This is a genomic window from Dyella japonica (genome assembly GCF_040545895.1).
Lineage (GTDB): Bacteria > Pseudomonadota > Gammaproteobacteria > Xanthomonadales > Rhodanobacteraceae > Dyella > Dyella japonica_D.
The window spans coordinates 228,714-254,243 of record NZ_JBEPMU010000004.1; the positions used below are offsets into that span (position 1 = coordinate 228,714).

The 25,530-nt window shown below is 62.3% G+C and carries 23 protein-coding genes; 12 read left to right on the top strand and 11 right to left on the bottom strand.

Annotated features, from left to right (window positions below):
• Positions 1-332: 332 nt before the first annotated feature.
• Both ABIC75_RS14280 and ABIC75_RS14285 read left to right on the top strand, forming a co-directional pair.
• On the top strand, positions 333-1,061 hold the full coding sequence (locus ABIC75_RS14280) for a hypothetical protein (RefSeq protein ID WP_354014544.1): 729 nt from the start codon (positions 333-335) through the stop codon (positions 1,059-1,061).
• Between the two features lie 79 nt (positions 1,062-1,140).
• Positions 1,141-1,974 (top strand): transporter, encoded by an 834-nt coding sequence (locus ABIC75_RS14285; protein ID WP_354014545.1) that lies wholly within the window; start codon positions 1,141-1,143, stop codon positions 1,972-1,974.
• A 188-nt stretch (positions 1,975-2,162) separates the two neighbouring features.
• Here the strand turns inward: ABIC75_RS14285 and ABIC75_RS14290 are convergent, their stop codons facing one another.
• Positions 2,163-2,513, bottom strand: coding sequence for a DUF3147 family protein (locus ABIC75_RS14290; protein ID WP_354014546.1), 351 nt, complete (start codon positions 2,511-2,513; stop codon positions 2,163-2,165).
• A 16-nt stretch (positions 2,514-2,529) separates the two neighbouring features.
• The gene (locus ABIC75_RS14295) at positions 2,530-2,796 is read right to left on the bottom strand and encodes a metal/formaldehyde-sensitive transcriptional repressor (protein ID WP_354014547.1); all 267 of its coding nucleotides are present in this window, start codon (positions 2,794-2,796) and stop codon (positions 2,530-2,532) included.
• A 57-nt stretch (positions 2,797-2,853) separates the two neighbouring features.
• Between ABIC75_RS14295 and dmeF the strand changes: the two genes are divergently transcribed.
• Positions 2,854-3,828 carry a CDF family Co(II)/Ni(II) efflux transporter DmeF gene (gene dmeF / locus ABIC75_RS14300; RefSeq protein ID WP_354014548.1) on the top strand — a complete coding sequence of 325 codons (975 nt, stop codon included), beginning with the start codon at positions 2,854-2,856 and terminating at the stop codon, positions 3,826-3,828.
• 13 nt (positions 3,829-3,841) lie between these two features.
• On the opposite strand, the gene ABIC75_RS14305 is transcribed toward dmeF, so the two are convergent.
• Positions 3,842-4,525 carry a YncE family protein gene (locus ABIC75_RS14305; RefSeq protein WP_354014549.1) on the bottom strand — a complete coding sequence of 228 codons (684 nt, stop codon included), beginning with the start codon at positions 4,523-4,525 and terminating at the stop codon, positions 3,842-3,844.
• 10 nt (positions 4,526-4,535) lie between these two features.
• On the opposite strand from ABIC75_RS14305, the gene ABIC75_RS14310 reads away from it, so the two are divergent.
• A complete protein-coding gene (locus tag ABIC75_RS14310) occupies positions 4,536-5,219 on the top strand; it encodes a response regulator (protein ID WP_354014550.1) in 684 nt (227 codons plus the stop codon).
• A 69-nt stretch (positions 5,220-5,288) separates the two neighbouring features.
• On the opposite strand, the gene ABIC75_RS14315 is transcribed toward ABIC75_RS14310, so the two are convergent.
• From ABIC75_RS14315 to ABIC75_RS14330, 4 genes are all read right to left on the bottom strand, one after another.
• Positions 5,289-5,645, bottom strand: coding sequence for a DUF1428 domain-containing protein (locus ABIC75_RS14315; protein WP_354014551.1), 357 nt, complete (start codon positions 5,643-5,645; stop codon positions 5,289-5,291).
• Between the two features lie 512 nt (positions 5,646-6,157).
• Positions 6,158-7,768 carry an alpha/beta fold hydrolase gene (locus ABIC75_RS14320; RefSeq protein WP_354014552.1) on the bottom strand — a complete coding sequence of 537 codons (1,611 nt, stop codon included), beginning with the start codon at positions 7,766-7,768 and terminating at the stop codon, positions 6,158-6,160.
• Positions 7,769-7,800: 32 nt separating this feature from the next.
• On the bottom strand, positions 7,801-8,709 hold the full coding sequence (locus tag ABIC75_RS14325) for an alpha/beta hydrolase family protein (RefSeq protein WP_354014553.1): 909 nt from the start codon (positions 8,707-8,709) through the stop codon (positions 7,801-7,803).
• Between the two features lie 359 nt (positions 8,710-9,068).
• Positions 9,069-9,599, bottom strand: a complete 531-nt coding sequence (locus tag ABIC75_RS14330) for a tautomerase family protein (RefSeq protein ID WP_354014554.1) — start codon at positions 9,597-9,599, stop codon at positions 9,069-9,071.
• Positions 9,600-9,723: 124 nt separating this feature from the next.
• Here ABIC75_RS14330 and ABIC75_RS14335 point away from each other — a divergent pair, with 124 nt between their 5' ends.
• Positions 9,724-10,080: a hypothetical protein gene (locus ABIC75_RS14335; RefSeq protein ID WP_354014555.1), complete on the top strand. Its 357-nt coding sequence runs from the start codon at positions 9,724-9,726 to the stop codon at positions 10,078-10,080.
• Between the two features lie 64 nt (positions 10,081-10,144).
• Here ABIC75_RS14335 and ABIC75_RS14340 read toward each other — a convergent pair whose 3' ends face one another.
• Together ABIC75_RS14340 and ABIC75_RS14345 are read right to left on the bottom strand one after the other, a co-directional pair.
• A complete protein-coding gene (locus tag ABIC75_RS14340; RefSeq protein WP_354014556.1) occupies positions 10,145-11,011 on the bottom strand; it encodes a methyltransferase, TIGR04325 family in 867 nt (288 codons plus the stop codon).
• 403 nt (positions 11,012-11,414) lie between these two features.
• On the bottom strand, positions 11,415-11,978 hold the full coding sequence (locus ABIC75_RS14345) for a hypothetical protein (RefSeq protein WP_354014557.1): 564 nt from the start codon (positions 11,976-11,978) through the stop codon (positions 11,415-11,417).
• 130 nt (positions 11,979-12,108) lie between these two features.
• On the opposite strand from ABIC75_RS14345, the gene ABIC75_RS14350 reads away from it, so the two are divergent.
• Positions 12,109-12,705 carry a TetR/AcrR family transcriptional regulator gene (locus ABIC75_RS14350; RefSeq protein WP_354014558.1) on the top strand — a complete coding sequence of 199 codons (597 nt, stop codon included), beginning with the start codon at positions 12,109-12,111 and terminating at the stop codon, positions 12,703-12,705.
• Between the two features lie 340 nt (positions 12,706-13,045).
• The gene (locus ABIC75_RS14355) at positions 13,046-13,396 is read left to right on the top strand and encodes a hypothetical protein (protein ID WP_354014559.1); all 351 of its coding nucleotides are present in this window, start codon (positions 13,046-13,048) and stop codon (positions 13,394-13,396) included.
• 221 nt (positions 13,397-13,617) lie between these two features.
• On the opposite strand, the gene ABIC75_RS14360 is transcribed toward ABIC75_RS14355, so the two are convergent.
• A complete protein-coding gene (locus ABIC75_RS14360; RefSeq protein ID WP_354014560.1) occupies positions 13,618-15,396 on the bottom strand; it encodes a S53 family peptidase in 1,779 nt (592 codons plus the stop codon).
• Between the two features lie 662 nt (positions 15,397-16,058).
• Between ABIC75_RS14360 and ABIC75_RS14365 the strand changes: the two genes are divergently transcribed.
• The 4 genes from ABIC75_RS14365 (at position 16,059) to ABIC75_RS14380 (ending at position 21,243) form a co-directional block, all read left to right on the top strand.
• Positions 16,059-17,330 (top strand): DUF1214 domain-containing protein, encoded by a 1,272-nt coding sequence (locus ABIC75_RS14365; RefSeq protein WP_354014561.1) that lies wholly within the window; start codon positions 16,059-16,061, stop codon positions 17,328-17,330.
• Entirely contained in the window at positions 17,327-18,133 is an 807-nt protein-coding gene (locus ABIC75_RS14370; protein ID WP_354014562.1) for a uracil-DNA glycosylase, read from the top strand. The genes ABIC75_RS14365 and ABIC75_RS14370 overlap by 4 nt, the downstream gene beginning before the upstream one ends.
• 504 nt (positions 18,134-18,637) lie before the next feature.
• Positions 18,638-20,410 carry a tetratricopeptide repeat protein gene (locus tag ABIC75_RS14375; RefSeq protein ID WP_354014563.1) on the top strand — a complete coding sequence of 591 codons (1,773 nt, stop codon included), beginning with the start codon at positions 18,638-18,640 and terminating at the stop codon, positions 20,408-20,410.
• A 158-nt stretch (positions 20,411-20,568) separates the two neighbouring features.
• Positions 20,569-21,243 (top strand): hypothetical protein, encoded by a 675-nt coding sequence (locus ABIC75_RS14380; RefSeq protein ID WP_354014564.1) that lies wholly within the window; start codon positions 20,569-20,571, stop codon positions 21,241-21,243.
• Positions 21,244-21,297: 54 nt separating this feature from the next.
• On the opposite strand, the gene ABIC75_RS14385 is transcribed toward ABIC75_RS14380, so the two are convergent.
• Positions 21,298-22,968, bottom strand: coding sequence for a PQQ-dependent sugar dehydrogenase (locus ABIC75_RS14385; protein ID WP_354014565.1), 1,671 nt, complete (start codon positions 22,966-22,968; stop codon positions 21,298-21,300).
• 195 nt (positions 22,969-23,163) lie between these two features.
• Here ABIC75_RS14385 and ABIC75_RS14390 point away from each other — a divergent pair, with 195 nt between their 5' ends.
• Positions 23,164-25,281 (top strand): TonB-dependent receptor family protein, encoded by a 2,118-nt coding sequence (locus ABIC75_RS14390; RefSeq protein ID WP_354014566.1) that lies wholly within the window; start codon positions 23,164-23,166, stop codon positions 25,279-25,281.
• Positions 25,282-25,530 lie beyond the last annotated feature (249 nt).

The following is a 25,530-nucleotide window of genomic DNA, read 5'->3' on the forward strand; positions in this document are numbered from 1 at the left end:
ATGCAGCGAAACGTAGCGTTAAGCCTGCAGCGGATTTTCTTGTTCATCTGACGAGTGACGAACATACAGCCTGATGCAAGAAAACCCTTGTTTTATGGGGTGTAGCGCACAAAACAAAGGCATATCTAACTCGCTGCTGAAGCGTTTGTTCCTGTTTCCTGAATTTGCGGTCTCACGCTCTTTTCTTGCGTCCTGCACTCGGCCAGTATCCGCCGCCGAGGCCGTTCGGTGAGCATGATGCATGCTGCACCACCGCATGGCAGATGCGGAGTTCATCTGAAGCCCCAGGGCGCCTCGAAGGGAAACGATTCATTACCTTCAAGGGGCAGTCCATGAAAAATCGTGTGCATGTACTTACCGCGTTGAGCTTCGCCATTGGCCTGTCCATGAGCAGTGCTTGGGCGATGGCCGATACCGTGCCAGTCACTCAAGCCGCGCCGACGAGCGGACAGGAAAGCGTCAAACTGGCCAACAGCTATACCGACTTCGCCGGTTCCAATGGCAATGCGCAGGCGTTGGTCAATGGTTTGCGTAGCGGTTCCACCATCGTGCTCGTTACGCCAGCGACGGCGACCACACCAGCGGTGCAAACCTCCTTCACGCCCAGCACCGGTCATCTCGGCTACGGCAACGTGAACATCGCGCTGTCGCTGGCCCAGGCCGAACTCACCGCTGCAGGCATCACGCAGCCCACGGCCGCACAGATCGAAGCGGCATTGAATGGCGGCGCCGTCGCCGGTCCCAAGGGTCCCGTGCAGTTCACCGGCGTGCTTGCATTGCGTGCTGAAGGCCAGGGTTGGGGCAATATCGCCAAAACGCTCGGCTTCAAATTGGGCGACATCATGAGCGCCACCAAGGCGCACGGGCCGGTGCCCGACAGTGCGGACATCGCGCACGGCGAGAAGGTCGACAAGGCCAGCCACGCCGACAAGGCAGACAAGGTCGCCAAGGTCGACCGCCCCGACAAGGCCGATCGCCCTGACAAGCCGGATCATCCGGACAAGCCCGAAAAGCCTGAGAAACCCGAGCGTCCCGACAAGCCCGAACGCGGCGGTCGCTGATCACAACAACAACCCCGATACGTGTGGAGGCCCTCCATGGGCCTCCCGCACTTCTTTTGCTACGCCCTAGGAAAAATGCATGAATCTCAAGAACACCAGCACGCTTTGCGCCATGGGCGTACTGGGCCTGATGGCACAGGCGGCCCACGCTGACGACAGCTCCACGATCAAGGTGGGCGCCGGCATCGACTACACCACCGGCAAGTACGGTACTTCGGAAACCACCGACATCACGCAGGTGCCGGTGACCTTCGGTTATGACATCGATCGCTGGTCGTTCAAGCTCGCCGTGCCATACATCCACGTGTCGGGTGCCGACAACGTCATTCCCGGCGTGGGTCCGGTGAAGAACACCAATCCGAAAGGGCGTGGCCACGGCAAGGGCAATGGGCAGGGCGGCGTCACGCCACCACCCGAAACAACCGGCTCCGCGTCGGGCCTGGGCGACATCACGGCCGCGGCGACCTATGAGGCTTACAGCAACCGCGAGTCGCAGTTCGGCATTGATCTCACCGGCAAGATCAAGTTCGGCACGGCCGATGCGAACAAAGGCCTGGGCACCGGCAAGAACGACTACAGTTTCAGCGCCGACATGTACAAGGGCTTCGGTGCATGGACGGTGTTCGGCGGCGTGAGCTACACCTGGCTGGGCAGCTCGCAATACATCCAGCTCAACGACGTATTCGGCGCCAACGCTGGCGTGGCCTATAAGCTCGATACCCACAGCAGTTTCGGCGCGTATTACGACTACCGCGAAAAGGCCTCGGACACGAGCTTCGCGCGCAATGAACTCACCGGCTACTACGCGTACAAGTTCGCCAGCGGCTGGAAAGCCCAGGCCTATGTAACCAAGGGCTTCACCGATGGCAGTCCGGATTGGGGCGTGGGCGCAACCGTGGTCTACGCGTTCTAAATCGGATCAGCGGCCTGGTGGGTACGGCGCCACCAGGCCAATGTTCCGCGAGTGTCTGCCAAGAACGTGATGCGGATAGTTCGCTCGATCCGCGCGGCCGAAGGTCGACTATCTTCGTGATGTTGCCGGTGGTCCCGCCACCAACGGCAAGCCCAAATTCTTCGTTGATCCCGGCCCAGGTTCTACGCTCAGAGCAACCTGATGCCCCAGGGACGAACAGCCCAGGCGAACAGCGCGAAGCACACGATGGTGATGATGGCGCTCAGTCCTATCGCCGGCCAGAAACCAAACCGCGCGAAGAGCCGAGGAAAGGCCAGGAACATCGGCAACGTAGGTACCACATACCAGAATGTGTACCAGGCGTGGTTGGCGATTTTCTCTGCCGGCTGCTTCTCGATGTAGAGCCATGTGAGTGCGAGCAGGGTCACCAGCGGCAGTGAGGCAAGCAGCGCACCCAGCCGGTCGCTGCGTTTGGCCACCTCGGAGACCGCCACGACGATCGCTGCGGTGATGACATATTTGGTGATGAGCCACGGCATGATCTGTCTCCGGCAGTTATCGCAGGTAGCTCCGGAGCACCGCCATGACGGGCTCCAGGTCACGCATAGCCTTCGGGTTGCTGGCGGCCACATGTTCGCGCAGATGGTCTTCCAGCAGTTGGCTCATCAGTCCCTGCACGGCGCCGCGAATCGATGCCGCCTGCTGAAGGATGGCGTCGCAACCTTCATCCGATTCCAGCGCTCTTTCCAGGGATGCCACTTGGCCGCTGATGCGACGCACGCGCGTGATCAATGATTTCTTGTTTTGAACGGTGTGAGACATGGCGATCTCCTGATGTCGGTCATAGTATAGGGGGGTATAGTTCATTGAGGAACGCCCATGGCATACCCAGACCCCGCGCCGTTCCAGCACTCACATCAGTTCAACGAAGGCAACCCGCTTGCCGAGAAGAACACGCTGCGGGCCGTGATCATCACGGCAGCGATGATGGTGGCGGAGATTGTCGGCGGCTATGCACTGAACTCGATGGCCCTTCTGGCAGACGGCTGGCACATGAGTTCCCATGCACTCGCCCTGGGCGTATCCGCGGGCGCTTACGCGCTTGCCCGCCGATTGGCGACGGACCGGCGCTTTGCCTTTGGCACTTGGAAAATCGAAATTCTGGGTGGATACAGCAGCGCGTTGTTGTTGGGTGTGGTGGCGGTACTGATGCTCGTGCAGTCCATCGAACACCTGATCCATCCCGCACCCATTCACTACAGCCAGGCCATTCCGATCGCGGTGGTCGGTCTCCTGGTGAACCTGCTCTGCGCATGGCTACTCAAGGAGGGTCACTCGCACAGTCACGATCATGGGCATGCGCATGGCCATGGCGGGCACGCCCACCATCACGATCTGAACCTGCGCTCGGCCTATCTGCATGTGGTGGCCGATGCAGCAACATCGGTACTGGCCATCCTGGCGCTGGTGGGCGGCAAGTACTTCCACATCGCCTGGCTGGACCCCGTGATGGGTATTGTGGGTTCCATCCTGGTGGCGCAGTGGGCGGTCAGTCTGATCAAGCAGTCAGGCCGGATCTTGCTCGATGCGGATATGGATGCGCCGGTCGTGGAGGAGGTTCGCGACGTGGTCGCCGAGAAGCTACCGGGCACAGCGATCAGCGATTTGCATGTCTGGCGCGTCGGCAAGGGGCGCTACGCCTGCATTCTGGGCCTGGTGACCGATCAGCCGCTTACTGCTGGCGTAGTGCGCACCCATTTGGCCGTCCATGAGGAACTGGTCCACGTCACGGTGGAGATCACCCGAACGGACGCGCCGACGATGATTTTCCTGCCGCATCCGCAACAAGCATGACGGGATTCACGGATCACTGTCGAGGCTCGGTGATCCGCAACCGAGGTTTTCCTTCCAGAGATTTGAGCGGGAAATAGGCGCGATGCGTCGCCTCATCGACAGCGACCACGTGGGCATTCGGCCCCAGCGGGCCGGTAGCCAACAAAGTCACCGCCCGCCCCTGGACATGAAATACCGAGACTTCGCCGCTCTCGCCCGCTACATATAGCCAACCCAAGCTGCGATCGAACGCCAATACATCCGGTTCCTTCGCCACGTCGAATGTCGACACCACGCGCTTGTCGTCGAGATTCACCACGATCAGTTTGTTGTTGTCCTCGCAGGCAATGAAGGCGAGATGCGTGGCGGGATCGATGTAAAGACCATGGTTGCCTTCCGCTCCCGGCAGATCCGTGCGGCCGATGACTTTGTCGGTAACGGGGTCGATCTCCACCAGCTGCTTGCGGGTCTGCACGTTCGCGAAGATATGCCTGGAGACAGGATCGTATTGCGTGTTGCCTACCTCACCGCCCAGCGGAATGGTTGCCACCCGCGTGTTGGTGCGCACGTCGATCACCGTGTCCGTGCCGCCGTGCTCATCGGATACATAGAGCTTGTGCACGTCGGGCGCATAGGCCATGCCGTCGGGATAGTCGCCCGAACTGGGGTCGCGTGGAGCCTCGAACTTCCATATTCTTGTCGCCGAGGACCATCCCATCAACCAGGTATTGATCCGCAAGCAGCTCGACGCCCTGGGTTATTCGCATGTCCGCATGACTGCCGACGGAGAAGAGGCGTTGGATGCGCTGAGGGATGGGCATTTCGATTTATTGCTCGCCGACTGCCATATGCCAAATATGGATGGCTTTGAGCTGGCCCGTCGTATTCGCCAATCGGAAACGGTGGGGCGGCACCTGCCGATCATTGCTTTGTCTGCGAGCGCGCTTCCCGAGCAGGTCCAGACTTGCCTCGATGCCGGCATGGATGGCTTTCTCGCCAAGCCCGCTACCCTCAAGGACCTGGACGCAAAAATAGCGCCCTATGCCAAGCCGTCCGACGGAAAAACTCAGTCTGCCGCGCCCGATGAACTGGAAGCACAGGCAGCTCATCTCATGAACTTCTACAAAGACCCGGCGCAACTCAGGGCCATCCTTGGCGAGTTGCTCGTGTTTTGCCGCAAGGATGTTGCCGCACTCCGGCTGGCCGTTGAAAGCAGTGACGAGGCAGGGCAACGATTTCTGCTCCATCGCATTGAAGGTTCACTGGGCACCATTGGGCCCGCCATGGAAGGCGCCGCACCCCTGAATGCAGGCGCGACCGTTGAACAACGCATGCGGTTCATCGCCATGCGCATGGCGCAGTTGGAAGCGCTCCTCCAGAAGCTGGAATCCGAGACGATCACTCATCCATAGGTTGGGGTTTCGCATACACGAAACTGCCGCCTTTGGTTTGGCGTCCTGACTAAAAAAATTAGTGCCTCCCTAGTCAGGAAGGCTGACCACCGGCACGAAGCCACCGAAGATCATGCGCTTGCCGTCGAAGGGCATCTCACCGGGGCCAGGCATGCGTGGGTCCTCCATGATTTTTGCCATGCCGGCATCGCGGGCGGCCTTGTCAGGCCACTCCACCCAGGAGAACACCACGGCCTCGTCTTGCGTGGCCTGCACGGCGCGACGGAAATCGGTGACCTTGCCGTCGGGTACGTCGTCGGCCCAGCACTCCACTATCCGAGTGGCGCCGTGTTCCATGAAATAGGCATCGAAGGTACGGGCGTGCTCGATGAACTGGTCGCGGTTGGCGTTGGGTACGGCGATCACGAAACCATCGATGTAGGACATGGCAGTTTCCTCAGCGGAAAGGGCGACCGGCATGGCCGCCTTCATGCATGCGACGAATGAGCGTGCGGTGGATCGACACGGGGCCCTTCTTCGACCCGTCGACGAAAGAATGCGACCAACGGAAGCATCTCGAAGTGAAGGCTCGTTTCACCATGTCGCGCCTCATCGAGCGGTTACCCGCCGAGCTGGATCATGCCCTTGCAGCTGCGTTTGCCTCGAATGGCCAGAGGCGCCACCGCGGCCAGACCATGGGCGGGAAGAAATTCGGGGAGTTCCAGGAGTCGCGTGAGGCCGCAATCAGGTGCACTTGATGGCACTTGCTCGCGAGACCTGAGAAAGCCGCAGGCTCGCCGTTCCTGCCACCTTTCTTGATCAGGACCTGGCGAATACCCACAACAGCTCGATCTGGTGTCAGTGCGCGTTTCCGCTCCGAGTCAGCCAGCCGAGACTGTCGGGGCGATTGAATGATGCACCTTGCAAGTTGACGCATCGCCATGGTGAAGACGGGCCCGCTAGCGCTCGACGGTATCAACCAGACGCTCTGCGAAGCCCTTGACCGCGTCGATGATCGGTGCCGTCTCGCCCAGCCACCACCAATGCGCGGTACCAGCAAGTTCGAGCCACTGGGCGCCTGGAATAGAAGTGGCGACGTGGCGGCCAGCGTCGACACGCACGGCGCGGTCACCGGTTCGATGCAGGACAAGTGTCGGCACACGCACCTCTGGCAGCAAGGCGCGTACATCGCTCAGCGCAAGCGTGCGCAGAACGGCGCGCATGCAATACGGGCTGGAGCCGAGGCGCAGCATGCGCGCCCACCAACGCTGCAGCAGCGGATCGCTTGCCTGCTCCGGCGCGAAGGTATCGATGGCCGCTGGTCGCCCCCATTGTGCGACGAGTGCATCGAGCCAGCGCTCATAGCGTTCGGCGGTCAGTGCCCACGGATAATCGTGCGTGGCGGTACCTCGCGCCAGCGTGGCCCAGAGGGCCAGTCCCGCCACGCGCTCCGGATGCTCCACCGCGAGTCGAATCGCGATCGATCCGCCCTCGGACGCTGCGAACACAAGCGCGCGTCGGCTGCCTGCGGCGTCCAACACGGCCAGCGCATCCGCGCTGCTCACCGAGGTATCGGCGGGATCGACGGTGCGATCGGAGAGCCCCACGCCGCGTCGGTCGTAGAGGATGAGCCGGTAGCCGCTTGCAAGTTCGCGGAAGAAGGGCGCAGGCCCGCCGGGCTCCCAGGTTTGCTCCAGATTCGAGACGAAGCCGCTGATGAAGAGCACATCGAGAGGGCCGGCACCGATCACTTGATAAGCGAGATGAACATCACCGCTGCGCGTGAACTGCATTGCTGCCGGCGAGGGCGGGTTGTCGGCAAGCGTCATGGCGGCGGCATCACGTGCGCCTATCTCATCGGCGAGCAGGAGCGTTTCACCTTCCGGTTCGACGCCGAGCTCGTCGTGCAGGATCTGCCGGCATCGCTGGAACTGCTGCAACGCTGCGCGGGGTTGTCCGACGACGGCATACAGCCGGATGAGTCGGCGCTGCGCCGCTTCGTTCAGCGCGTCGATCGCTACCAGGTCTTGCGCATGGTGGAGCGCACGCTCGTGCTGCTGTGCGCCTTCGAGCCGTGTGATGAGCTGCGCCAGCGCCTGCTCGCGCGCCTGCCGCAGTGATTCGCGCTGTCGTTGCAGCCAGGCCGACAGCTCGTCACATTCGTCAAGCACCAAGCCCTCCGCGAACTCGGCAGCAGCCAGTCGCGCCGCATGCTCAAGAGCGGCGAGGCTATCTTCACCCGCGTCTCTGCTCGTGCGATATAGCCCTCGCGCCAGTGAGTGGCGCAGCGAAGCCAGATCGGTAGCGGCACACACATCGTTCGCGAGCGCGACGGTTTGACGATCAACGACAAGCGCGCTGTGCCCCACGTGGCCCGACAGCTCGTGCAATAACCGGCGCATGCGCCCGCGCGCATCAACCTCGTCGGCATCGGGCCAAAGCATGGCGGCGAGGCGGGCGCGACTCATCGGACGCGCCTCGGCGGCGAGCAGGGCGAGGAGTGCCTGCTCGCGCCGTGCGCCCGGTTCGAACGCCCCGGATTCGCGCTCAAGCCGCACCGGTCCGAGCACGCGAAGCGCGAGATGTGCCTTCACGTCAGAGCTCATACCACGGCCTGCTCGAGACATTCGACGTTGGCTCCGCGCGATTGCGCGCGCACCCACGTAGTGATTTCAGCGACCACCTCGTCGGGCCGCCGCGCCCAGGAAAAGTGGCGCCGCCACGCCGCATCCTTCGTAACGCCGTCGATCTGTCGACGCTCGATCGCGCAGGATGCGAGCTTGGCGAGCAGCTCGGTCGCCGCGCCCGTCGGCGCCACGGGGTCGGCACGTATTTCGAGCGACAGCACAGGTAATGCGATGTCATTCAGCGCCTCCTCGTAGTCGATTCTACTGCCTGAAACGCGGTACCGGCCGGTGCGCGCGTTGTAACTCCAATCGGCCATCAATCGACGCGGCTGATCGCCGCCGAAACCCAGCAGTCGGCCCGGGTACCAGGGCAGCAACGCGGCGACGAGGCGGATGACCTGAACCGCGATGCTCGCGCGCCAACGCAACGCGTTTGGCCATACGCGATAGTGCGCGGTGCCGCTTGCCACCAGGATCAAACCCGCCAGGCCAGGTGCCGAGTGCATGGCCGCGAGAGTGCCGAGTTGACCGCCCAGGCTGTGGCCGACGAGATAAATGGGCCGACCGGGAAACTGCGTGACGATGGAAGCAATCAACGACGGAATGTCCTGCTCGACGATTTCCCGATAGCCAAATCGCGCACCGCGCCGCGCCCTCATCGCGCTTTCGCCCTGTCCGCGCAGATCGGCCAGCACGGTGGCGCCTGCGACGGCTTGCGCAAGCGCTTCCGCGAACGGTGTATAGAAGCTTGCGGCGACTCCCATCGCCGGTAGGCAGACGAACACCGGTGTGTGTGCGCGCGGCCGGGAGTGATTGAAGATCACCATGAGCGTCGACGCATCGTCATCGGCGAACAATGTCTCGCTGGGATCGAAGATCGTCATGATCGGCTCCAGGTTCTATGAGGAGCCGTGAGCGTAGCGAGCAAGCGTCCGCTGATCGTCCGCTGGCCCTTCGGCCGGTCGCGGCGCCGGTCGAATCGACTCTTTGGGATCAGGCAGGATGGCCTGATGCCGAAGTGCAGCAAGCGATTGCTTTCGGTCCGAAGCGAATATTCATCGATCCATCGCGAAGCGCACTCTGACCCTGGCTTTGCCGGGCGATCAGCCACCCGGCCCATTCCGTTTGCATGGCAGTTTGGCTTTTACAGACCATCAATGGGCCCGGTAGCCGCGTGCGATTCACACGCCATCAAATGGGCGCCTGTTCCATGAGTGCGGGCCTGAGTGAGGTCCTCGATCTGTCATGCCTGCGAGGGCGTACGTGCGCCGCTTGTGCCGGCCTCCAGTGTGGCTAGTGCCTTCTCCTTGCGTCTTGCCGCAAGCCGTTCCACGCCTTCGCTGCGCTTTTCCTCGCCGGCGATGATGGCGTGAATATCGGGCAGCCGGAGGACAATGCCCTTTGCACCCCATTGCCCATCGGGAATTTCCGTCGGAAAGACCCACACGCGTGGCGCGATGTCGTCGAATGGTGTGTTCTCGGCACGAGCGACCGCCTCGGTGATCTCCTTCACGAGGTCCGCACGCGACTGGTCGGTGTACTGACCTTCGGGTGCCGAGGGAATGATGCGATACCGTGGCAACTTTGAAGGCTCGCCGCCCACGTAGACCGCGGCGGGGCGATGCAGATGGAGCACGGAAATCCGCTGGGCAATCGGGTTGGCTGGATCATAGCCTTCGGCTCTGATCAGGATGTCGGTGAGCTCCTTGAGAAGGCGCCCTTCCGCTTCAGGAGTGAGGGCATGTTCCGGGATGAAGGCGTCGATCATTGGCATGATGTGAAGCCTGTTTCGAGCACGGGACTCGGCGTTTCGCCCGCTGCTATTGGCCGGGTTCTCTGGGATCCGCCAATATCAATGGCGGCCTTCCGGTGATTGCTCATGATCTGTATTTCTCTGGATGATGGAGGGTCCGGCGCGCGCCAATAAGGCTCGTGTCGCCGACCAATCCAATCTAAGAACACGGGGCAAACAAGAGAATCCACGCTATTGGGCAGTCAATCTTCCGCGTTTTGGAAGAATGGGCTTTTTGGTGGGCGAACAGCGCTGCTTACGCGGCCGCTTTCGACCCAAACTGGTCACGAATGTCCAAACGGAAGGAAACGCTGCCCCGTTTTTTCAAACACCATTTGCGCTCAAGGGTGCGAACACCAAGATATTGATCAAGCTCAGCGCGGACGCGGCGGTATTCAAAACACAGCAACGACCGCCGATGACGTTTGCGGAAATCTTCCCGATCGCGCGCAGGTGTCGCTGATGTCGACGGGCTTGTTGAGCATCTGCCGGTTCTTGTCCGCGCGAGGCGGTTGAACAGCCGAATGCTAGGCCGATGCCAGCTCCAGATAGCAGCCGTGGTAGTGGTCGACGCCATGTGTTGGCGCGAACGGAATGCGTATTCGCCGGTCGCCCAGCGTCCAGTGATCCCTCACTTTGTAGCCAAGATTGCGCATGTCTTGAAGCAGCGCCGAGGCGTGTTCGATGCGATACGGACAAATCGCGATGCCCAGATTCTGCAGCGTAAAAAAAGACTTCGACTCGTGCAGCGGGGTGAGGTTGAAAATGACGTGCCGCGGCGGCTTGCGAAGGCGTTGGATCAGCGATGGCAGCCGATAATTCAGGTACTGCAGCGCGCCGGTGCTGATCAGCAGATCGGCGCCGTCGGCATCCAGCGGCGACTGGGCAAATTGCAGCGCACCCGTGCCGTCGCGTTCGCTGGCCAGGGTGCGACCGGCGGCCATGACCTGCGGCAGATCGTGCACGTACCAGCTCAGATCGCGCGGATAGGAAAGATATTGGCCATAGCCATAGAACGCCAGGCCGAGATGGCCGCCCAGGTCGAATACCTTGCGGCAGTCGCCTTCCAGCATCTGGCGTAGCCAGAACAAGGCGGGGTAGTCGCAGGCACGAAGCCTGTCCAGTTGATCGAGATATTTGTGCGCGGCACCCTCGACGTCGTACGTGGCGGGAAGATGTTGTGACGCCAATTGCTCGGCCTGCCGCTGCGCCTCGTCATAGCTCTCGAAGATGCCGTAGTACAGATTTCCGCGGCGGCAGGGCTGTTTGAAATAGCGTCGGTAGAGCGGCGACGCTATCGACCGTATCCCGGGAAGCTGCGCCGCGTCACTGGCTGCGCGCAGCAGGCTTTGGCGAAGTCGATAAAGGCCCAAGCCCGACGCTTGTGTCGTCATGTCCGCTCCAGATGATACTCAGGCGTTCGGCATCGCGGGGTCCTGTGCCACGCACCGGCGCATTCGAATCGCAATTTCTTTCGTATCGAAACTACGACATGGCGAGTGCCCAAGGAAGTTCGCCAGTTGGCCGTAGGCCATTGGGTAAGCGATAGGCCCCCGCTTTCTCTACCGTTCGGCCAGCGCCAACACACATCCTTCACGCTGTGCGCTGCCGTCGCGTGAGTGGCAAGACGTTCGAGCAGTTCCCGGGGGGCTTGAGGCTATAAGCGCCAGAGATTTCGAAGCAAGGCATGGTCAGGCGTGCGCGGATTGACTCCGCATCCGTTTGGCCATGCCTGCTGTCGACCCGCAGCGGACAGCCTCCGCCGTCAATGGCGCCGCGCCTGCGGAAACAAGCTGTTCAAGAAGTCTGGCGATCGCTCAGCGAAGGAACGCGGCTTTTCCTGAAAGTCAGCCATAGCGCAGACAGCAGGAAATACAGGCAGCCGAACGCTGCGTAAGGTGCAAGTTGCGCAATGCCTGGTGCGATACCAAAGGATTGCTTGACGAAGATGATCCCGGCCAGCGCCGACTGCGCGCCGCTGATGATCATGAAAGCTTGGCCGCCCAGCTTTCGGCGACCAACGCCCACGGCAAGTTGGAACAGCCCCGCAAGGAGCGCCCATACTCCAAACACCAGCACGGCTCCAGCGTTGCCGCGTAACGCAAAGGCTGTGGCCATGCATATCGCCGTGATGATGCTGGTGAGCGCGTTGAACTTTTGCCCCGGGTTCGCCTGCAGCCCTCCGCTTCGTCGTGCATCGATCACGTTGGCGGCCGCGTCCCATGCGGGATAGAGCACCAGCAGCGTACCCACGACGGCCGCGGGCGCAGATCCCAGGAGCACGGCAAGGGCAGCCCAGGAGAAAGCGACGCCTGCACGAAGGAAATAGAAGTTGCGAAGTGAGTTCATGAGCGGGTCCATGTGGCGATGAAATAACCGACTAGTAGGTAGGTACTTCGTCGCCTCGCCCGTTCCGGTTACTCCTGGCGCCGATAAATATGAGATAGGTCCGCAAATCAGTAACTTGCCTACCTAGTGATAGGATGGCGCCATGACGACGCAACAGAAACTCATCGATTCGGCCCGGCGGCTGATCCAGATGCGCGGCTACAACGGATTCAGCTACGCCGATGTCGCTGACGAGGTGCAGGTACGCAAGGCGAGCATCCATCACCACTTTCCGGCCAAGTCCGATCTGGCACGCGCGGTGGTCGAGCAATCGCGAGCGCTGATCGTTGAGCAGACAGCCGCCTTGGCCGAGGGCAACTTTGACCCCGAGGCGCAGCTGCGGATGTACACCGGCTATTGGGAGAAGTGCATCGCGGATGCCACGGCGCCCTTTTGTGTTGCCGGCATGCTCGCCAGCGAGCTGCCGACCTTGCCGGACGATCTGGCCAAGGCGGTGCGGTCGCATTTCGAGGATTTGTCCAACTGGCTTGAATTCGTTCTTACGCGCGGCGCGCAGATGGGCCGCTTTGAGCTGCAGGGTTCGGCCCGGCAGGAGGCGGAATCGTTCATGGCCATGGTCTACGGCGCCATGCTGACGGCACGAGCTTATGGTGAACCCAAGGTCTTTGCCGACATCGTCGCGAACGGTTTGAAGAGGCTGGCTTCGTCGCCTGCACCCAAGGCCGTCAGGAAGAGGTGACTCAAGGTCGGCTTTCGGCCCCACGCGAATCTCGCGACCCAGTGCAGCATGGCCTGACTGGAAAGCCGCACTCTCCGTAAAACTACGGTTTGCTGGCGCACGCCTTTGCGGGACGATGAGTCGCTGCGGTCGCATGGGCGCCTGGAAGACCGATGATCTTCATCGCGGTCATCGTCATCAGGCCCCGGATGTGATCATCCAACGTGCGATTGATGGTCGGAACTTTCACCCTCGGTCATGGAGTCATCCTATGAAAGGTCGACGCATTGTTCAGACGTCCATGGTGCTGTGTGCCCTAACCCTCTCCCAGATCGTCAGTGCCGCCAACCTGGAATGCACCATGCGATTCAGCCTGTCCGGCTGGTCGGTGATCTACAAGCATACGAGCGGTACCGGTGTGGTTACCTGCAAGGACGGTCAGACCATGAAGGTCAAGATCGAGAGCCATGGCGGCGGACTGACGGCCGGCAAGTCGCGCATCGACAATGGCATCGGCAACTTCAGCGATCTCCACAAGATAAGCGACGTGCTGGGCACTTATGCACAGGCGGATGCCAGCGCAGGCGCCGTGAAGTCCGGAACGGCGCAGGTGCTCACCAAGGGTGAGGTGTCGCTTGCGCTGTCAGGCGCGGGCCAAGGCATCGATCTTGGCGTGAGCATAGGTGGCATGACGATTTCGGAAGACAAGTAGAGCTGAAGCCTTTCCCGAAAAGATCTGTCCCAGAACAGAGGCTCAAGGAAGGGCTGCCTCAACTGCGAAGTCGAGCATGCGGCTCAGATCCGCTCCTGGCCTGGAGTAGACATGGTGCGCATCGATGGAAGCAGCGCGGAGTGGACGCTCTGAACACCACTCCAGAAAGGATGGCCGAAGGCGGTCGACGTCCGCCTTCGGCATCCCGGTTCCAGTGGTGCTTAGTGTGTTGCGGTGTTGAAGCCGGGCGTGGCGGTGATGAAGCTGCTTGCGGCCTGGATGTCGATGCTGCCCCAGCCGGTGGCGTTGTCGCGTCCCGCGACGGCGGAGTAATAGCCGTTGTTGCCCGTGGTTACGTCGTGGAACGGAAACTGGCTTGCATACGCATACAGCGCCGGGGCGGCAAAGCCCAGTCCGTTGTTGTTGGCCGATTCAAGTCGTGCCCACACGCCGACAAAGAGCGGAGACGCCAGGCTGGTGCCGCCATTCAAGTAGTAGCCGGACTGGCTGATGCCCGAGGTCGAGCTTGCCGTGAAGTAGACGATGATCGGCGAGTTGGTCCAGTCCGCGTCGAAGGCTACGTCGGGCACGGTGCGATGCGCGTAGCCGCTGGGCTGCCAGCTTGGCGTGGCTTCCGATGCGCTCACGCCGCCGCCGCTGTACGGCCAGGAGGCTTCCGAGACGTAGCTGTCGGTGGATGAGGTGTTGAGCGTGGTGCCGCCCACGGCAACCACGTATGGCGAGCTCGCCGGATAATTCACCGAGAGCTGCGTGGTGCTGCCGTAAGCGCCGTTTTCCGGAGCGCTGCCATTGAGCGGGCAGGGATAGGAGCCGTTGTCGCCGGTGGCGGCGGAGAACGTCTGTCCCTGGGTGACACCCAGTGCGAACGCCGAGTCGGCAAAGCCGGGCGCGCCATCGCACTCGGGAAGACCCCACGACATGTTGAGCACCTTCGCGGTGTTGTCGCTCACGGCCCGGTTGATCACCTGCAGCAATCCGCTGTTGCTCGCGCCGCTCGAGCCAGTGCGCGAGCTATAGGTGCCGCCATCCGTATAGAAGATCAGCTTCTGAAGGCTGCCGGCCGCACCGACGATGGCTTGCGCATCCATGCCCCATTCGCCCTGGCCGCTGTCGTCCTTGCTGGTCGTGGTGACGGTCGACACGATCGAGGTCGGCACGGCGGCAATGCCCTGGCCGCTTTCGAACTTGGTCAAGTCGGTTTGCGCGTTGGTCATGCTGCCCCAGCCGAGCACGGCCACGGTGGTCTTGCTGGCCGTCGCCGTCGTGCCGGCGTCATAGACGGTCGCGAACTCCTGCGGGTAATAGGCATGAGCTGCCGAGTTGCCCGTCGTCGACACCACCGTATAAGCCGGCTTGATCTGCGAACCAGGCACCGAGAAGACACGGGCCTGATGCAGCGTGTTGAAACCGAGTACCTGGTCCACCGTCTGGCTCAGCGCCGCCGGCACCTGCACTTCACTGGTGTTGACGATGCCATCCTTGCCACGGCGCGTGTAGTGACCGATGGACGTACGGAAGGCGTTGCGTGCCGCCCCGACGGTGCCATCGGCGGTGACCAGCAAACGGTTCGGCGCAATGTCGATGTGGGTGAAACCTTGCTGCGCCAGATAATCCGCAACGGCCTTGGCCTGCTCCTGCGTGGGGGCGAAGAGCGCGGTGCTGTCCTGGCTGCTCAGGAACTGATGAAAGGAAGGGCTGCCGGGACGGAAGAGTTCTCGCGTGAAATCCTGAAGCACATCCTGGTTACGCAGCTTCAGCGACACGGTGATCGACACCGGCTCCTGATCGGCTGCATAACCCTGAAAGGCGGCGTCGCCGGTATAGGGAACATGGGTGCGGGTAACGGCCCACGATGACGCGTCGGCGCCAAGCGCGGATTGCGCCATAAGGGCGCCCTGGATACCAAGCGTCAATGCCAAAAGGCTCATCACGCGTTTACCGTTGATCAGGCGTGAGCCGCCTTTACTTTCGTTTTTCATGCGCAAGAACTCCCCAATGATTGGATGACAAGCCCGAACGGGCCAATACAGCCAAAAAACGCAAAAACAACCCCGTGCCATGGCGACGTGTGAAGTCGCCATAGCTGCGCTGTGGACTACGGATTGCACGAGGAGGCAGAACGAATGCCTCAGTCTCAATGCGCTGGCTGTCTCATTTTTATAGGGAAGTCACGCCGCGCGTAGTGTGATTACGTTCTCGTTACATGGCGCAAGAATATGCTGACGCCTGCCTTTCTTCGGCGTCGTTGACAAAACATTGACACGGCCATCCAGACGGCCATTTGAATATCGATTGAAGCCTTTCCATGTTTGACTTGCGACGCAATGCAGGCATGGCGCGTCGTCATCGCGGCCCGTGAGTGCAGGGCGATGCGATAGGGAAAGTGTCGGGACCAACGATCAACGACACGCCTTCCCGTGGCGGTGCTTCGTCCAATGATCGACATGGCCATTCGGCCGCACACCAACAGCACTTGATGGGTGATCCGTAAAACTACTTAGTGCCTTCGCGTAATTTCCCCGTCGACAAACTTTCCTGCGAGAGCAAGCTGTGATCTCGGATCAGTCGGAGATAGGCCATGCATTGCCGGGCCAGCAAGACCCTTCGGGCGACCTCCCTTGGCCTCTTGGGGGCCATCCTCATGGGCGCCGCGCACGGTCAGGCTGCCGCGCCATCGTTGAGCGATCAGCAGATCAGCGACAGCTATATCTACCTGCTTGGCAGACTCCTGGTGCTCAATCAGGAACAGGCGGATTTTGCCCAAGGCTACAAGTGGAACCAGCTTGTGCACCGCAAGGTGGGCGACGTGGCATGGCCCAATCCCAATCTGGACGTGGCCTATTCCGAGGCCTGGGTCGCCATCGACGAGAAGAGTTGCGCCCTCGTGAGTGTTCCACCCATCAAGGATCGCTACTACACCGTGCAGTTTCTCAACGGCTGGGGCGAGACCGTCGCCAATATCAACGAGCGCGTGTTTCCTCAGCATCCCGATGGCGAGTTCGCGGTGTGCCTCAAGGGCGCCAAGGCGTCGCTGCCGGTGACAACGCAGCGCGTCGACGTGCCCGCCAAGGCCTTGCGCGTGCTTGCGCGCGTCGAACTGGGTTCCACCCCTGATCAAGCCGTGACGTTGCAGAGGAAGATCGTCATCCGAGCGAGTGCGCAGCCACAGCTGCCTGTGGTGCCAAAGACGATCCGCTTCGACATCGAGAAACTTCCCGGCGTGGAAGCCTTCGACTCGGCCGATGCAGCGCTGGACAGCGAAGCCGATATCAATCCCGGCATGGAGCAACTTCAGGCGAACACGCGCGCTCTTGCCAAGGCGGTCAAGGATCCGGCGCAACGGAAGCACATCAGCACAGTCGTACAACACAAGGCCATGGCGGACCTGGCCAAGGCCATGCCCACGCTTGGCGACGGCACGGTGAAAAATAGCTGGGCACTCCCATCGACGATTGGCGTCTACGGCAACAACTGGCTCTTGCGCACACTGGTCAACCTGGGCGGCATCTGGGCGAACACGTATGAAGAAGTCATTTACTACAAGGCATTCGTCGATCCGAAGGGAAGGCACCTCAATGGTGACCGGTCCTATGCACTGCGATTCAGCAAGGAACAGGTGCCGCTGCTATACGCCACCTACTTCTGGTCGGTGATCGCGGTGGACTCGGTGCATCGGCGCGTGCTTCCCAATCCAATGAAGCGCTACCTGCTCAGCAATTTCTCGAAGCTGGCGTATGGCGATGATGGATCGCTCACCTTGTACCTGGGCGCCGACAAGCCCAAGGATGCGCCCGAGAGCAACTGGATTCCCACGCCAAAGGGCATTGGCTACAGCCTGACGTTGCGCTTCTATCGTCCCAAAGGTGCCGTGGCTGAACGAAGCTATTTCCCTCCGGCGCTCGAGGACAGGTGACGCCGTCGCTGGTCGCATATAGCGCAGGCAGGTCGACACCGGCGCAGGCAACTATTTATCGCGACTTTCCGAAAATGCTGGCGATTCATGGAATCGTCCATGATGCATGGATCATCCAGGACGGCACGGCGATGCACATCACTCCGAAGATCGAAGCATTCCTCCGCGAACTCTTCTCGGCTCCCACTGCCGGCATGCCGTACGTTTTCGATCCCTGGAACGCGGTGTCCACAGATGACATTGACCCGGCGGCAGTGCAGGTCCGCCGTGAACGCCTGAAGCTTCACTTGTCGGCGCCTGCGCCCAAGTTGTTGCTCGTCGGCGAGGCGCCGGGCTATCAGGGCACACGTATCACGGGATGCCCGTTCACTTCCGAGGCCCTGCTGCTGGAAGACGGCGTGCCGCGCATAGGGAAGTTGCATGGACGGCTCACCTCGCGGCGGCTGCCCTGGAGGGAGCCGTCGTCCACGATCGTGTGGCGTGCTTTGCGTGAACAAGGTTTGGCGGAGTGCACCATCCTGTGGGGTGCATTCCCGTGGCATCCGCAAGGCGCGTCGCCCTTGTCGAACCGGGCTCCGAAGGAAGCGGAGAAGGCCATCGGGGCGGCGTTGCTGCGCCGGCTTCTTTCTGCATTGCCCGATGTCACCGTCGTTGCCGTGGGAAACGTGGCCGCCGATTCGCTCAGAAAGCTGGGTATCGAGGCAGAGAAGATCCGCCACCCTTCCAACGGTGGCGCCAACGCATTTCGTGCTGGCCTTGCCCTGGTGGCGAAGCGGCTCCGGTCACATACGGAGCAGAGTTAAAGCTGAAACCGCCCGGCACGGGACGCGCACTTTGACCAGCCGCGCCTCAGCCATGCATTGCTTGGCAAGGTGCCCGAGCGTTTCACGGAAAGCCTGATCTGGTGTGGCGGATTCGATGGACCCATGGCGGAAATTGCGCTGGACAGCGGATTGGTCGATCTGATTTTGTTTGGCCGTCCATACATCGCCAACCGCGATCTGGTTAGCGCCTGAGGAACGGCTGGCCGCTGGCGGAAGCGGAGCGTTCGGCGTTCTATACGCGTGACGGCGAGAACGGCTACACCGATTTCCCGACCTTCGAGGCCACCGTGGCTTAAGAAGTGGCGGCTGCATATCGTTGAAATGTTCAGCGCACGTCGATGCGCCATCAAGGCACACCGATGTGCGTGCCGTCACCGTGAAGCAGCCGCGCCGGCCGTCGTGCAGATCTCTCTTTCTGGTTATGTACACGCTCCTGGGACGGAGTAACCTCACCTCGCTACGTTCCGCTGCGGAGCCTTGGCCATGCGCTACCTGTTGAAGTACGCGGTACTCGTCGGTGCTGGTGTCGCGCTCACCGGCTCATCGCTCGTCGCATGGTTCCCATCCCAGACATGGGCGCTCGATCCCGCTCTTCTGGTTTCTGCGGTGTGTGGTGGCCGGTCGTCCTCATGGTCACTGACGCACCATCTGGCACTCGGCATGGCTATCGCCGGGCCGACGGGTGCCACGGCAGCGCCCATGCCCTTGTTCGACGATCTCACCGCATCGCGGCTGGCGATCACCACGCGAAGCGAGCAGGCCAGGCGCTATTTCAATCAGGGCCTGCTGTTCACCTATGGGTTCAATCACGCGGGCGCGGTACGTTCGTTTCGCGAGGCGCAACGGCTCGATCCGGATTGTGCGATGTGCTGGTGGGGTGAAGCGCTTGCGCTGGGTCCCAACATCAATGCGCCGATGGACGATCGTGACCGGGGCACCGCCCTTGCCGCCATGGGGCGGGCACTCGCGCTGCGCACACATGCGTCGCCGCTCGAGCAGGCGATGATCGATGCCATCGCTCGCCGCTACTCGCGCGATGCGAAGGCTGATCGCGCCGCACTGGATGCGGCGTATGCCGACGCGATGCTCGACGTCGCGCGCCAATTTCCCAGGGACAACGACGTCGCCGTGCTCGCGGCGGAAGCGGCGATGGACACCAGCCCCTGGAACTATTGGGAAGCCGACAAGCGCACGCCCATCGGTCGCAGCGGCGAGGCCGTGAGGCTGGTCGAGCGCGTGCTTGCGCGTGATCCGGAGAACCTCCAGGCGGCGCACCTCTACATCCATCTGATGGAGAACAGTGCCGATCCAGGCCGCGCCGAAGCCGCCGCGGACCGGCTGGCACAGCCGCTCGCGCCCAGCGCGGGACATCTCGTCCACATGCCTGCGCACATCTATGCGGTGACGGGGCGCTATGCGGATGCCATCCGCGTCAACGTCGCGGCGGCCCGGTCGGACGAGGCGCTCATTCGCCGCACGAACGATCACAGCCTCGTGCGTTATGGCTATTACCCGCACAACATCCATTTCATCGTCGCGTCGGCGCAGATGGCGGGCGACATGGATACCGCCATCCGCGAGGCCCGTCGCCTGCGCACCGTGCTCGATCCGGATACGTCCGCGCGCATTGCCTGGGTGCAGGCCATCGATGCCGCGCCTTATCTGGCGATGGCGCAGTTCGCGCAGCCCGAGGCGATACTCGCCATGCCATCGGCGGACCCGCGTCTTCCCTATGCGGCGGCCATGCGTCTTTATGCACGCGCGGTGGCGCATGCCCAGCGGCAGGATCGCGCCGCATTCGATCAGGAGATGGCCGCGTTGTCGGCGTTGCGCCGCTCCGATGCGTTCGCTTCGATGATCGAGCAGGGTGTGCCCGCGCCCGATCTGCTGTTGCTCGCCGAAGCCGTCGCCCGAGGCCGGTTTGCGCACGCGCAAGGACGTTTCGGCGAGGCGGCGGATCACTATCGGGATGCGATCGCTCTTGAGCGCAAGATTCCTTACCAGGAACCCGCGTACTGGTACTACCCGGTCAGCCAGTCGCTTGGCGCGGCGTTGTTCAAAGCTGGCCGCTACGAAGAGGCCAGCCAGGCGTTCCAGGCGGCGCTGCGGCAAACACCGCAGAACGGCTGGGCACTTTATGGATTGGCCCAGAGCGAAGATGCGCTGGGTCATCAGCGCGAGGCCACCGCAGCACGCGAGGCCTTCCAGCGGGCCTGGCAGGGAGATTCGTCGTGGCTGCGCATGGAGCGGCTATAGCAGGCGGCAACCAGGGGTCCAGGCAGTAAGCGGTCATGAGAACTCGCGCGAGACCTTCGTGATTCGCCCGTGGCGTGCCCAGGTGCCAGGTTGCCATTGGGTCTATGCTGTATCCCTAACCCGTGGGAAAGACGTTTCCTTCAAGGACAGGAGGTCTCATGAAACGTGTGTCGATTGCCAGTGCCCTGGTCGTGGCAAGCCTTTGCGCTTCGGCGCAAACGACCTTGCCCACCGTCAAGGTCACCGCGCCACCGTATTCTTCCGAGCACGGCGGCTATCTGATTTCCGGCGACTTCAAGGTCGATCCACGCATGCCGTCGGTGGTGTTTCCCGCGCAGGCGCTGGTAACGGACGACATCCTCAGCATCGAACCGATCCACCTGCAGGACAACGAATACCTGGTGCTGCAAGAGTGCGCCTCGGCCGATTGCCACGAGGCCTCGCTGGTCCGCTATTGGAACTCCGACGACATCGGAGGCAACGATACGCGGCACAACCGCGTGTGGATCACACACGAGAACAAGTACTTCATCTGGCTGAAGCGCCTGCCGGAAGTATCCGGGCAAAGCTGCGGCCAGGGCTGGTTCAAGTTCGACGCCACCACCACCAAATGCGGCAGCCACTTCACCAGCTTCCAGCAGATCAGCCCGCCTTTGATGTTGATTCCCACCGGCGAATTGGCGGCGTATCACCAGGACACCCTGCAGAACGCCGTGCTGGCCGACCCTCTGCAAGTGGTGCAGCAGACGCATGAAGGCTCCACCTATGTGGTGACCTACGAAGGCGGCAGCACCGTACGCGTGCGACGCATGCATGCCACGAAGGCCAACTAGTTCGAGCCTTGCGGGAATTCAGTGGCGAGCGCGCCCATGACAGCTGTCGCTCGCTTAGCCGCCGCCGTAGCTCACCCGCCAGATCACGTTCGAACCATCGTCGCTGACCAGTAGCGAGCCGTCGGCGGCGGTGGTGATACCGACGGGCCGGCCCCAGGCCTGCCCACTGGGCAACACGAAGCCGGTGAGGAAGTCTTCGTACTCGCCGCTGGCGCGTGCGGTGCCATGGCGCGGCACGCGGATCACTTCGTAACCGACGCGTGCGGAACGGTTCCATGAGCCATGCTCCGCCGCGAAGATGTCGCCGCGATAGGCTTCAGGGAATTGCGCGCCGTTATAGAACGTGAGCTGCAGCGATGCGTTGTGCGGATGGAGCAATACGTCAGGCACGATGACCTTGCTGGCAAGCTCCGGATGCTTGCCGGCATGGCGCGGATCCTGATGGTTGCCCATGTACCACCACGGCCAGCCGTAGAAGCCGCCTTCCTGCACGTGGGTGATGTAGTCGGGCACCAGGTTGTCGCCCAGGCCATCGCGCTCATTCACCGAGCACCACAGTTCGCCGCTCTTGGGATCGACCGCCAGGCCGACCGCATTGCGGATGCCACTGGCGAAAATGCGCATTTCCGAACCATCGGGCTTGAACACGAGGATGTCCGCACGGTTCTTTTCTTCCGGCGTGGTGTCCGTATCGTCCACGTTGGATTTCGATCCGACGGAAACGTACATGCGCGAGCCATCCGGCGAGAAGGCGATATCGCGCGTGGAGTGCCCGCCGTCGCTGTGCGGCAGATCAGCGATGTGCTCGGGCTTGTCGGAGGCCTGTACATCGCCGTCCTTGTATGCAAAGCGCACGACAGCGTCGGTGTCGCCCACGTAGATCCATTGCGGGTGTGCAGCCGGATAGAACGCGATGCCGAAGGGCTGGTTCAGGCCGGTGGCGTAGACGTGTGTTTCCTTCGGACGGCCATCGGCGGCGATGCCGCGGAACATCGTGATGCGGCCCGCGCCGGTCTCGGCCACGAACACGTCGCCGTTGGGCGCGGTACGCAGCAGGCGTGGGTTGTCCAGCCCGGTGGCGAACAGTTCCACCTTGAAGCCTGGCGGTGCCTTGGGCCACACGTCGGCAGGGCGCGCCACCAGTTGCGGCCCGTTGCCGGCCGACTTGGTGGCGTAGGGCTGGGGCAGGTCGGCCACGGTGATCTTGCGGCTGTTGCCCGGGGCTTCATAACGGAAATCGGTAAACGGTGGCGTCGGCGCGGGCCAGTTGCCGGGCGTCATCGAGGCAATGGCCAGTGGCGCCTTGGCCTTGCCGGGTACCAGCGACTCCAGGTACGTCACGATCTTCCAGCGCTGCTCTTCGCTCAGCGAATCCCAGGCGGGCATGCCGTTGGACACGTCGCCGTGGGTAATGAACCAGAACAATGCGCCGGGTGGTGCGTTTTTCACCTTCGCGCTCGCCAGCGGCGGTACGTTGCCGTTGCCCTGTGCTGCCGCGCCGTGACAAGCCGCGCAGTACGTTCCGAACTGCGTCTTGCCGTCGCTGATCGCATCCGCCTTGCCGGCGTAGGGATTGGGCGTCTTGTCAGTGGAGGCGGGCGCATCGTGGAAACGCGCCAGATCCTGCTGGGCCAGCGCGTGCATGGAAACCATGCCGATCAACGAAGCAAGCACCATGAGCGCGCTGGCGCGACGGGACCTGGCAGCGGACCTTGAGCCGTTCATGTCGTTCCTCGGGTGGGGCGGGGGGACTGTCATGGTCATGGATCGTCAAACGGACGTCCAGACAGCGAGCCGTCCATAAGCATGACCCATCAGGCGTGGATGTGGCGCACGTCGCGGATGACATATTTGTCACTTGCATCCATCGGCATTCTTTCGAGATCATGCTCTGCTGCGTTCGGAGCCACGGGAGGGGCGATGCAGTTGCCGCGTGTCCACCTGATGATCGGCGCAGTGTGCATGGCGTCCTGCTCGTGGATGGCTTGTGCGCAGCAGTCAACGCTGCCGACCGTGCAGGTCAATGCCAGCCGCCTCGACATGCCGCCGCTGGATGTTCCCGCGGCGCTCAGTGTCGTCAAGGTGGCGCCCGCGGAAGTCGGCAACCCCGGGGTCAATCTTTCCGAGGTGCTGGTGGGCGTGCCGGGCATCCTGGCGCGCGACCGGCAGAACTACGCGCAGGATGAGCAGATATCCATCCGCGGCTTCGGTTCGCGCAGCACCTTCGGCGTGCGCAGCATTCGCCTCTATGTCGACGGCGTTCCCGCGACCTTGCCGGACGGCCAGGGCCAGGTATCGCACTTCGACTTCGACGTGGCCGATCGCGTGGAAGTATTGCGTGGCCCGTACTCCGTGCTCTACGGCAACGCCGCGGGCGGCGTGGTGCAACTGTGGAGCGCGCCGGGCACGGCCACACCGCAAACCACGCTGGGCGTTTACGCGGGCAGCAACGACAGCTTCCGCTATCTCGCCGACACGCGTGGCACGGTGGGTGCCATGGATTACAACGTGGCCGCGTCGCAGTTCCTCTCGGGCGGATATCGCGACCATAGCCGTGTCAATCGCCAGACGGCGCATGCGCGCCTTGGTTTCGACCTGGGGCAAGGCCAGACGCTCACGCTGGTGATGAATCACCTGGATCAGCCCGTGGCGCAGGACCCGATGGGCCTCACCAAGGCGCAACTGCAGGCGGATCCGCGGCAGGCGTCGCCCGCGGCGGAGCAGTTCGACACGCGCAAGAGCACGCGCCAGGACCAGTTGGGCCTGGTCTACGAGCGACCTTCCGGCGACGACGGGCAATGGCGGGCGATGGTGTACTACGGCCAGCGCGAGATCACCCAGTACCAATCCATTCCCGTCGCCACGCAAGCCAACCCGCTGCAACCCGGTGGCGTCGTGCAGCCCGACACACGCTACGGTGGCGCTGATGTGCGCTGGACGCATCGGGGCGATTGGCTGGGAGGCGACTACGAGTTCGTCATCGGCGGCGGTGGCGACTACCAGCGGCAACATCGTCTCGGCTACGAAAACTTCGTGGGCGACACGCTGGGAGTGAAAGGTGCGCTGCGTCGCGACGAGGACGACAACGTCAACAACGTGGACGCATACGCGCAGTGGTACTGGCACTTCGCGCCCGCGTGGGCGCTGATGCTTGGACTGCGGCACGACGACGTGCGCTTCAGCGAGCACGATTACTACGTCACGCCTTCCAATCCTGACGACAGCGGCAACGTGAACTACGCCGCCACCACGCCGGTCGCCGCGCTGCAATGGCGTCCCGGAGACAAGCTGCGGCTCTACACCAGCTATGGCGAAGGCTTCGAAACGCCGAGCTACAACGAACTGGGCTATCGTAGCGACGGCGAACCAGGCCTGGCCTTCAACCTTCGCCCCGCGCGTAGCCGCAACGTCGAACTCGGCGTGAAATGGCAGGCGACACAAGCGCTCGCCTTCAACGCGGCGTTGTTCCGTGCCGACACGCGCGACGAGCTGGCCATCGACACCAGCGTCAACGGCCGCACCACTTATCGCAACGTGCCGAAGGCGAGACGGCAGGGCGTCGAGCTGTCGATGGATGGCGACATCGCGCCGTCCTGGCACCTCATTGCCGGTTACACGCATCTGCAGGCGCAGTTCCGCAGCAGCTTTCTTACCTGCACCGCCACGCCATGCGCCACGCCGAACGTGCCGGTGCGCGCCGGCAGTCGCATGCCTGGCGTACCGGAAGACTACGGCTCGTTGCTGTTGCGCCACGGCGGTGCCGCACGCTGGAGCCAGGGCATCACGCTCACCGCGGCGGCGCCGACTACGGCCAACGACTTCGGCACCGCGCGTGCGGCGGGTTATGTCGTCGCAGACGCCGACGTGACCTACACCTTTCCGTTGGGACAGGCGACGAGCGTGCAACTGAGCGCGCGCGTAAACAACCTCGCCGATCATCAGTACGTGGGCTCGGTGATCGTCAACGACGGCAACGGCCGCTACTACGAACCGGCCCCGGGCCGGACGTGGATGTTCGGCGCGAGGCTTGTGTTCTGATGGAACAGCAGGAATCTTTCAACCGCTGGCGTTCGCTTCCTGCCGGGACTGGACGCCTCCTTTTTCTTGGCTAACCCGAAACGTAGAGACAGCGGAGACTATCCATGTTGCGGTTTTGCCTTCTTGGCCTGTTCGCGATCATGGTCGGTTGCAGCGGATGCTCGGCACAGAGAATCTACCGAGGGCATTACTTCTCGAATTTCGAGACCTCTGCATTCACGCCTGAAGGATCGACCGAGTCCTGGTGCG

What these genes read in the sequence shown, in the direction of transcription:
- ABIC75_RS14280 (WP_354014544.1), top strand. Translation starts at nt 333, where the DNA reads ATGAAAAATCGTGTGCATGTACTTACCGCGTTGAGCTTCGCCATTGGC.
- ABIC75_RS14285 (WP_354014545.1), top strand. Translation starts at nt 1,141, where the DNA reads ATGAATCTCAAGAACACCAGCACGCTTTGCGCCATGGGCGTACTGGGC.
- ABIC75_RS14290 (WP_354014546.1), bottom strand. Translation starts at nt 2,513, where the DNA reads ATGCCGTGGCTCATCACCAAATATGTCATCACCGCAGCGATCGTCGTG.
- ABIC75_RS14295 (WP_354014547.1), bottom strand. Translation starts at nt 2,796, where the DNA reads ATGTCTCACACCGTTCAAAACAAGAAATCATTGATCACGCGCGTGCGT.
- dmeF (WP_354014548.1), top strand. Translation starts at nt 2,854, where the DNA reads ATGGCATACCCAGACCCCGCGCCGTTCCAGCACTCACATCAGTTCAAC.
- ABIC75_RS14305 (WP_354014549.1), bottom strand. Translation starts at nt 4,525, where the DNA reads ATGGGATGGTCCTCGGCGACAAGAATATGGAAGTTCGAGGCTCCACGC.
- ABIC75_RS14315 (WP_354014551.1), bottom strand. Translation starts at nt 5,645, where the DNA reads ATGTCCTACATCGATGGTTTCGTGATCGCCGTACCCAACGCCAACCGC.
- ABIC75_RS14325 (WP_354014553.1), bottom strand. Translation starts at nt 8,709, where the DNA reads ATGACGATCTTCGATCCCAGCGAGACATTGTTCGCCGATGACGATGCG.
- ABIC75_RS14330 (WP_354014554.1), bottom strand. Translation starts at nt 9,599, where the DNA reads ATGCCAATGATCGACGCCTTCATCCCGGAACATGCCCTCACTCCTGAA.
- ABIC75_RS14335 (WP_354014555.1), top strand. Translation starts at nt 9,724, where the DNA reads ATGATGGAGGGTCCGGCGCGCGCCAATAAGGCTCGTGTCGCCGACCAA.
- ABIC75_RS14340 (WP_354014556.1), bottom strand. Translation starts at nt 11,011, where the DNA reads ATGACGACACAAGCGTCGGGCTTGGGCCTTTATCGACTTCGCCAAAGC.
- ABIC75_RS14345 (WP_354014557.1), bottom strand. Translation starts at nt 11,978, where the DNA reads ATGGACCCGCTCATGAACTCACTTCGCAACTTCTATTTCCTTCGTGCA.
- ABIC75_RS14350 (WP_354014558.1), top strand. Translation starts at nt 12,109, where the DNA reads ATGACGACGCAACAGAAACTCATCGATTCGGCCCGGCGGCTGATCCAG.
- ABIC75_RS14355 (WP_354014559.1), top strand. Translation starts at nt 13,046, where the DNA reads ATGCGATTCAGCCTGTCCGGCTGGTCGGTGATCTACAAGCATACGAGC.
- ABIC75_RS14360 (WP_354014560.1), bottom strand. Translation starts at nt 15,396, where the DNA reads ATGAAAAACGAAAGTAAAGGCGGCTCACGCCTGATCAACGGTAAACGC.
- ABIC75_RS14365 (WP_354014561.1), top strand. Translation starts at nt 16,059, where the DNA reads ATGGGCGCCGCGCACGGTCAGGCTGCCGCGCCATCGTTGAGCGATCAG.
- ABIC75_RS14375 (WP_354014563.1), top strand. Translation starts at nt 18,638, where the DNA reads ATGCGCTACCTGTTGAAGTACGCGGTACTCGTCGGTGCTGGTGTCGCG.
- ABIC75_RS14380 (WP_354014564.1), top strand. Translation starts at nt 20,569, where the DNA reads ATGAAACGTGTGTCGATTGCCAGTGCCCTGGTCGTGGCAAGCCTTTGC.
- ABIC75_RS14385 (WP_354014565.1), bottom strand. Translation starts at nt 22,968, where the DNA reads ATGAACGGCTCAAGGTCCGCTGCCAGGTCCCGTCGCGCCAGCGCGCTC.
- ABIC75_RS14390 (WP_354014566.1), top strand. Translation starts at nt 23,164, where the DNA reads ATGCAGTTGCCGCGTGTCCACCTGATGATCGGCGCAGTGTGCATGGCG.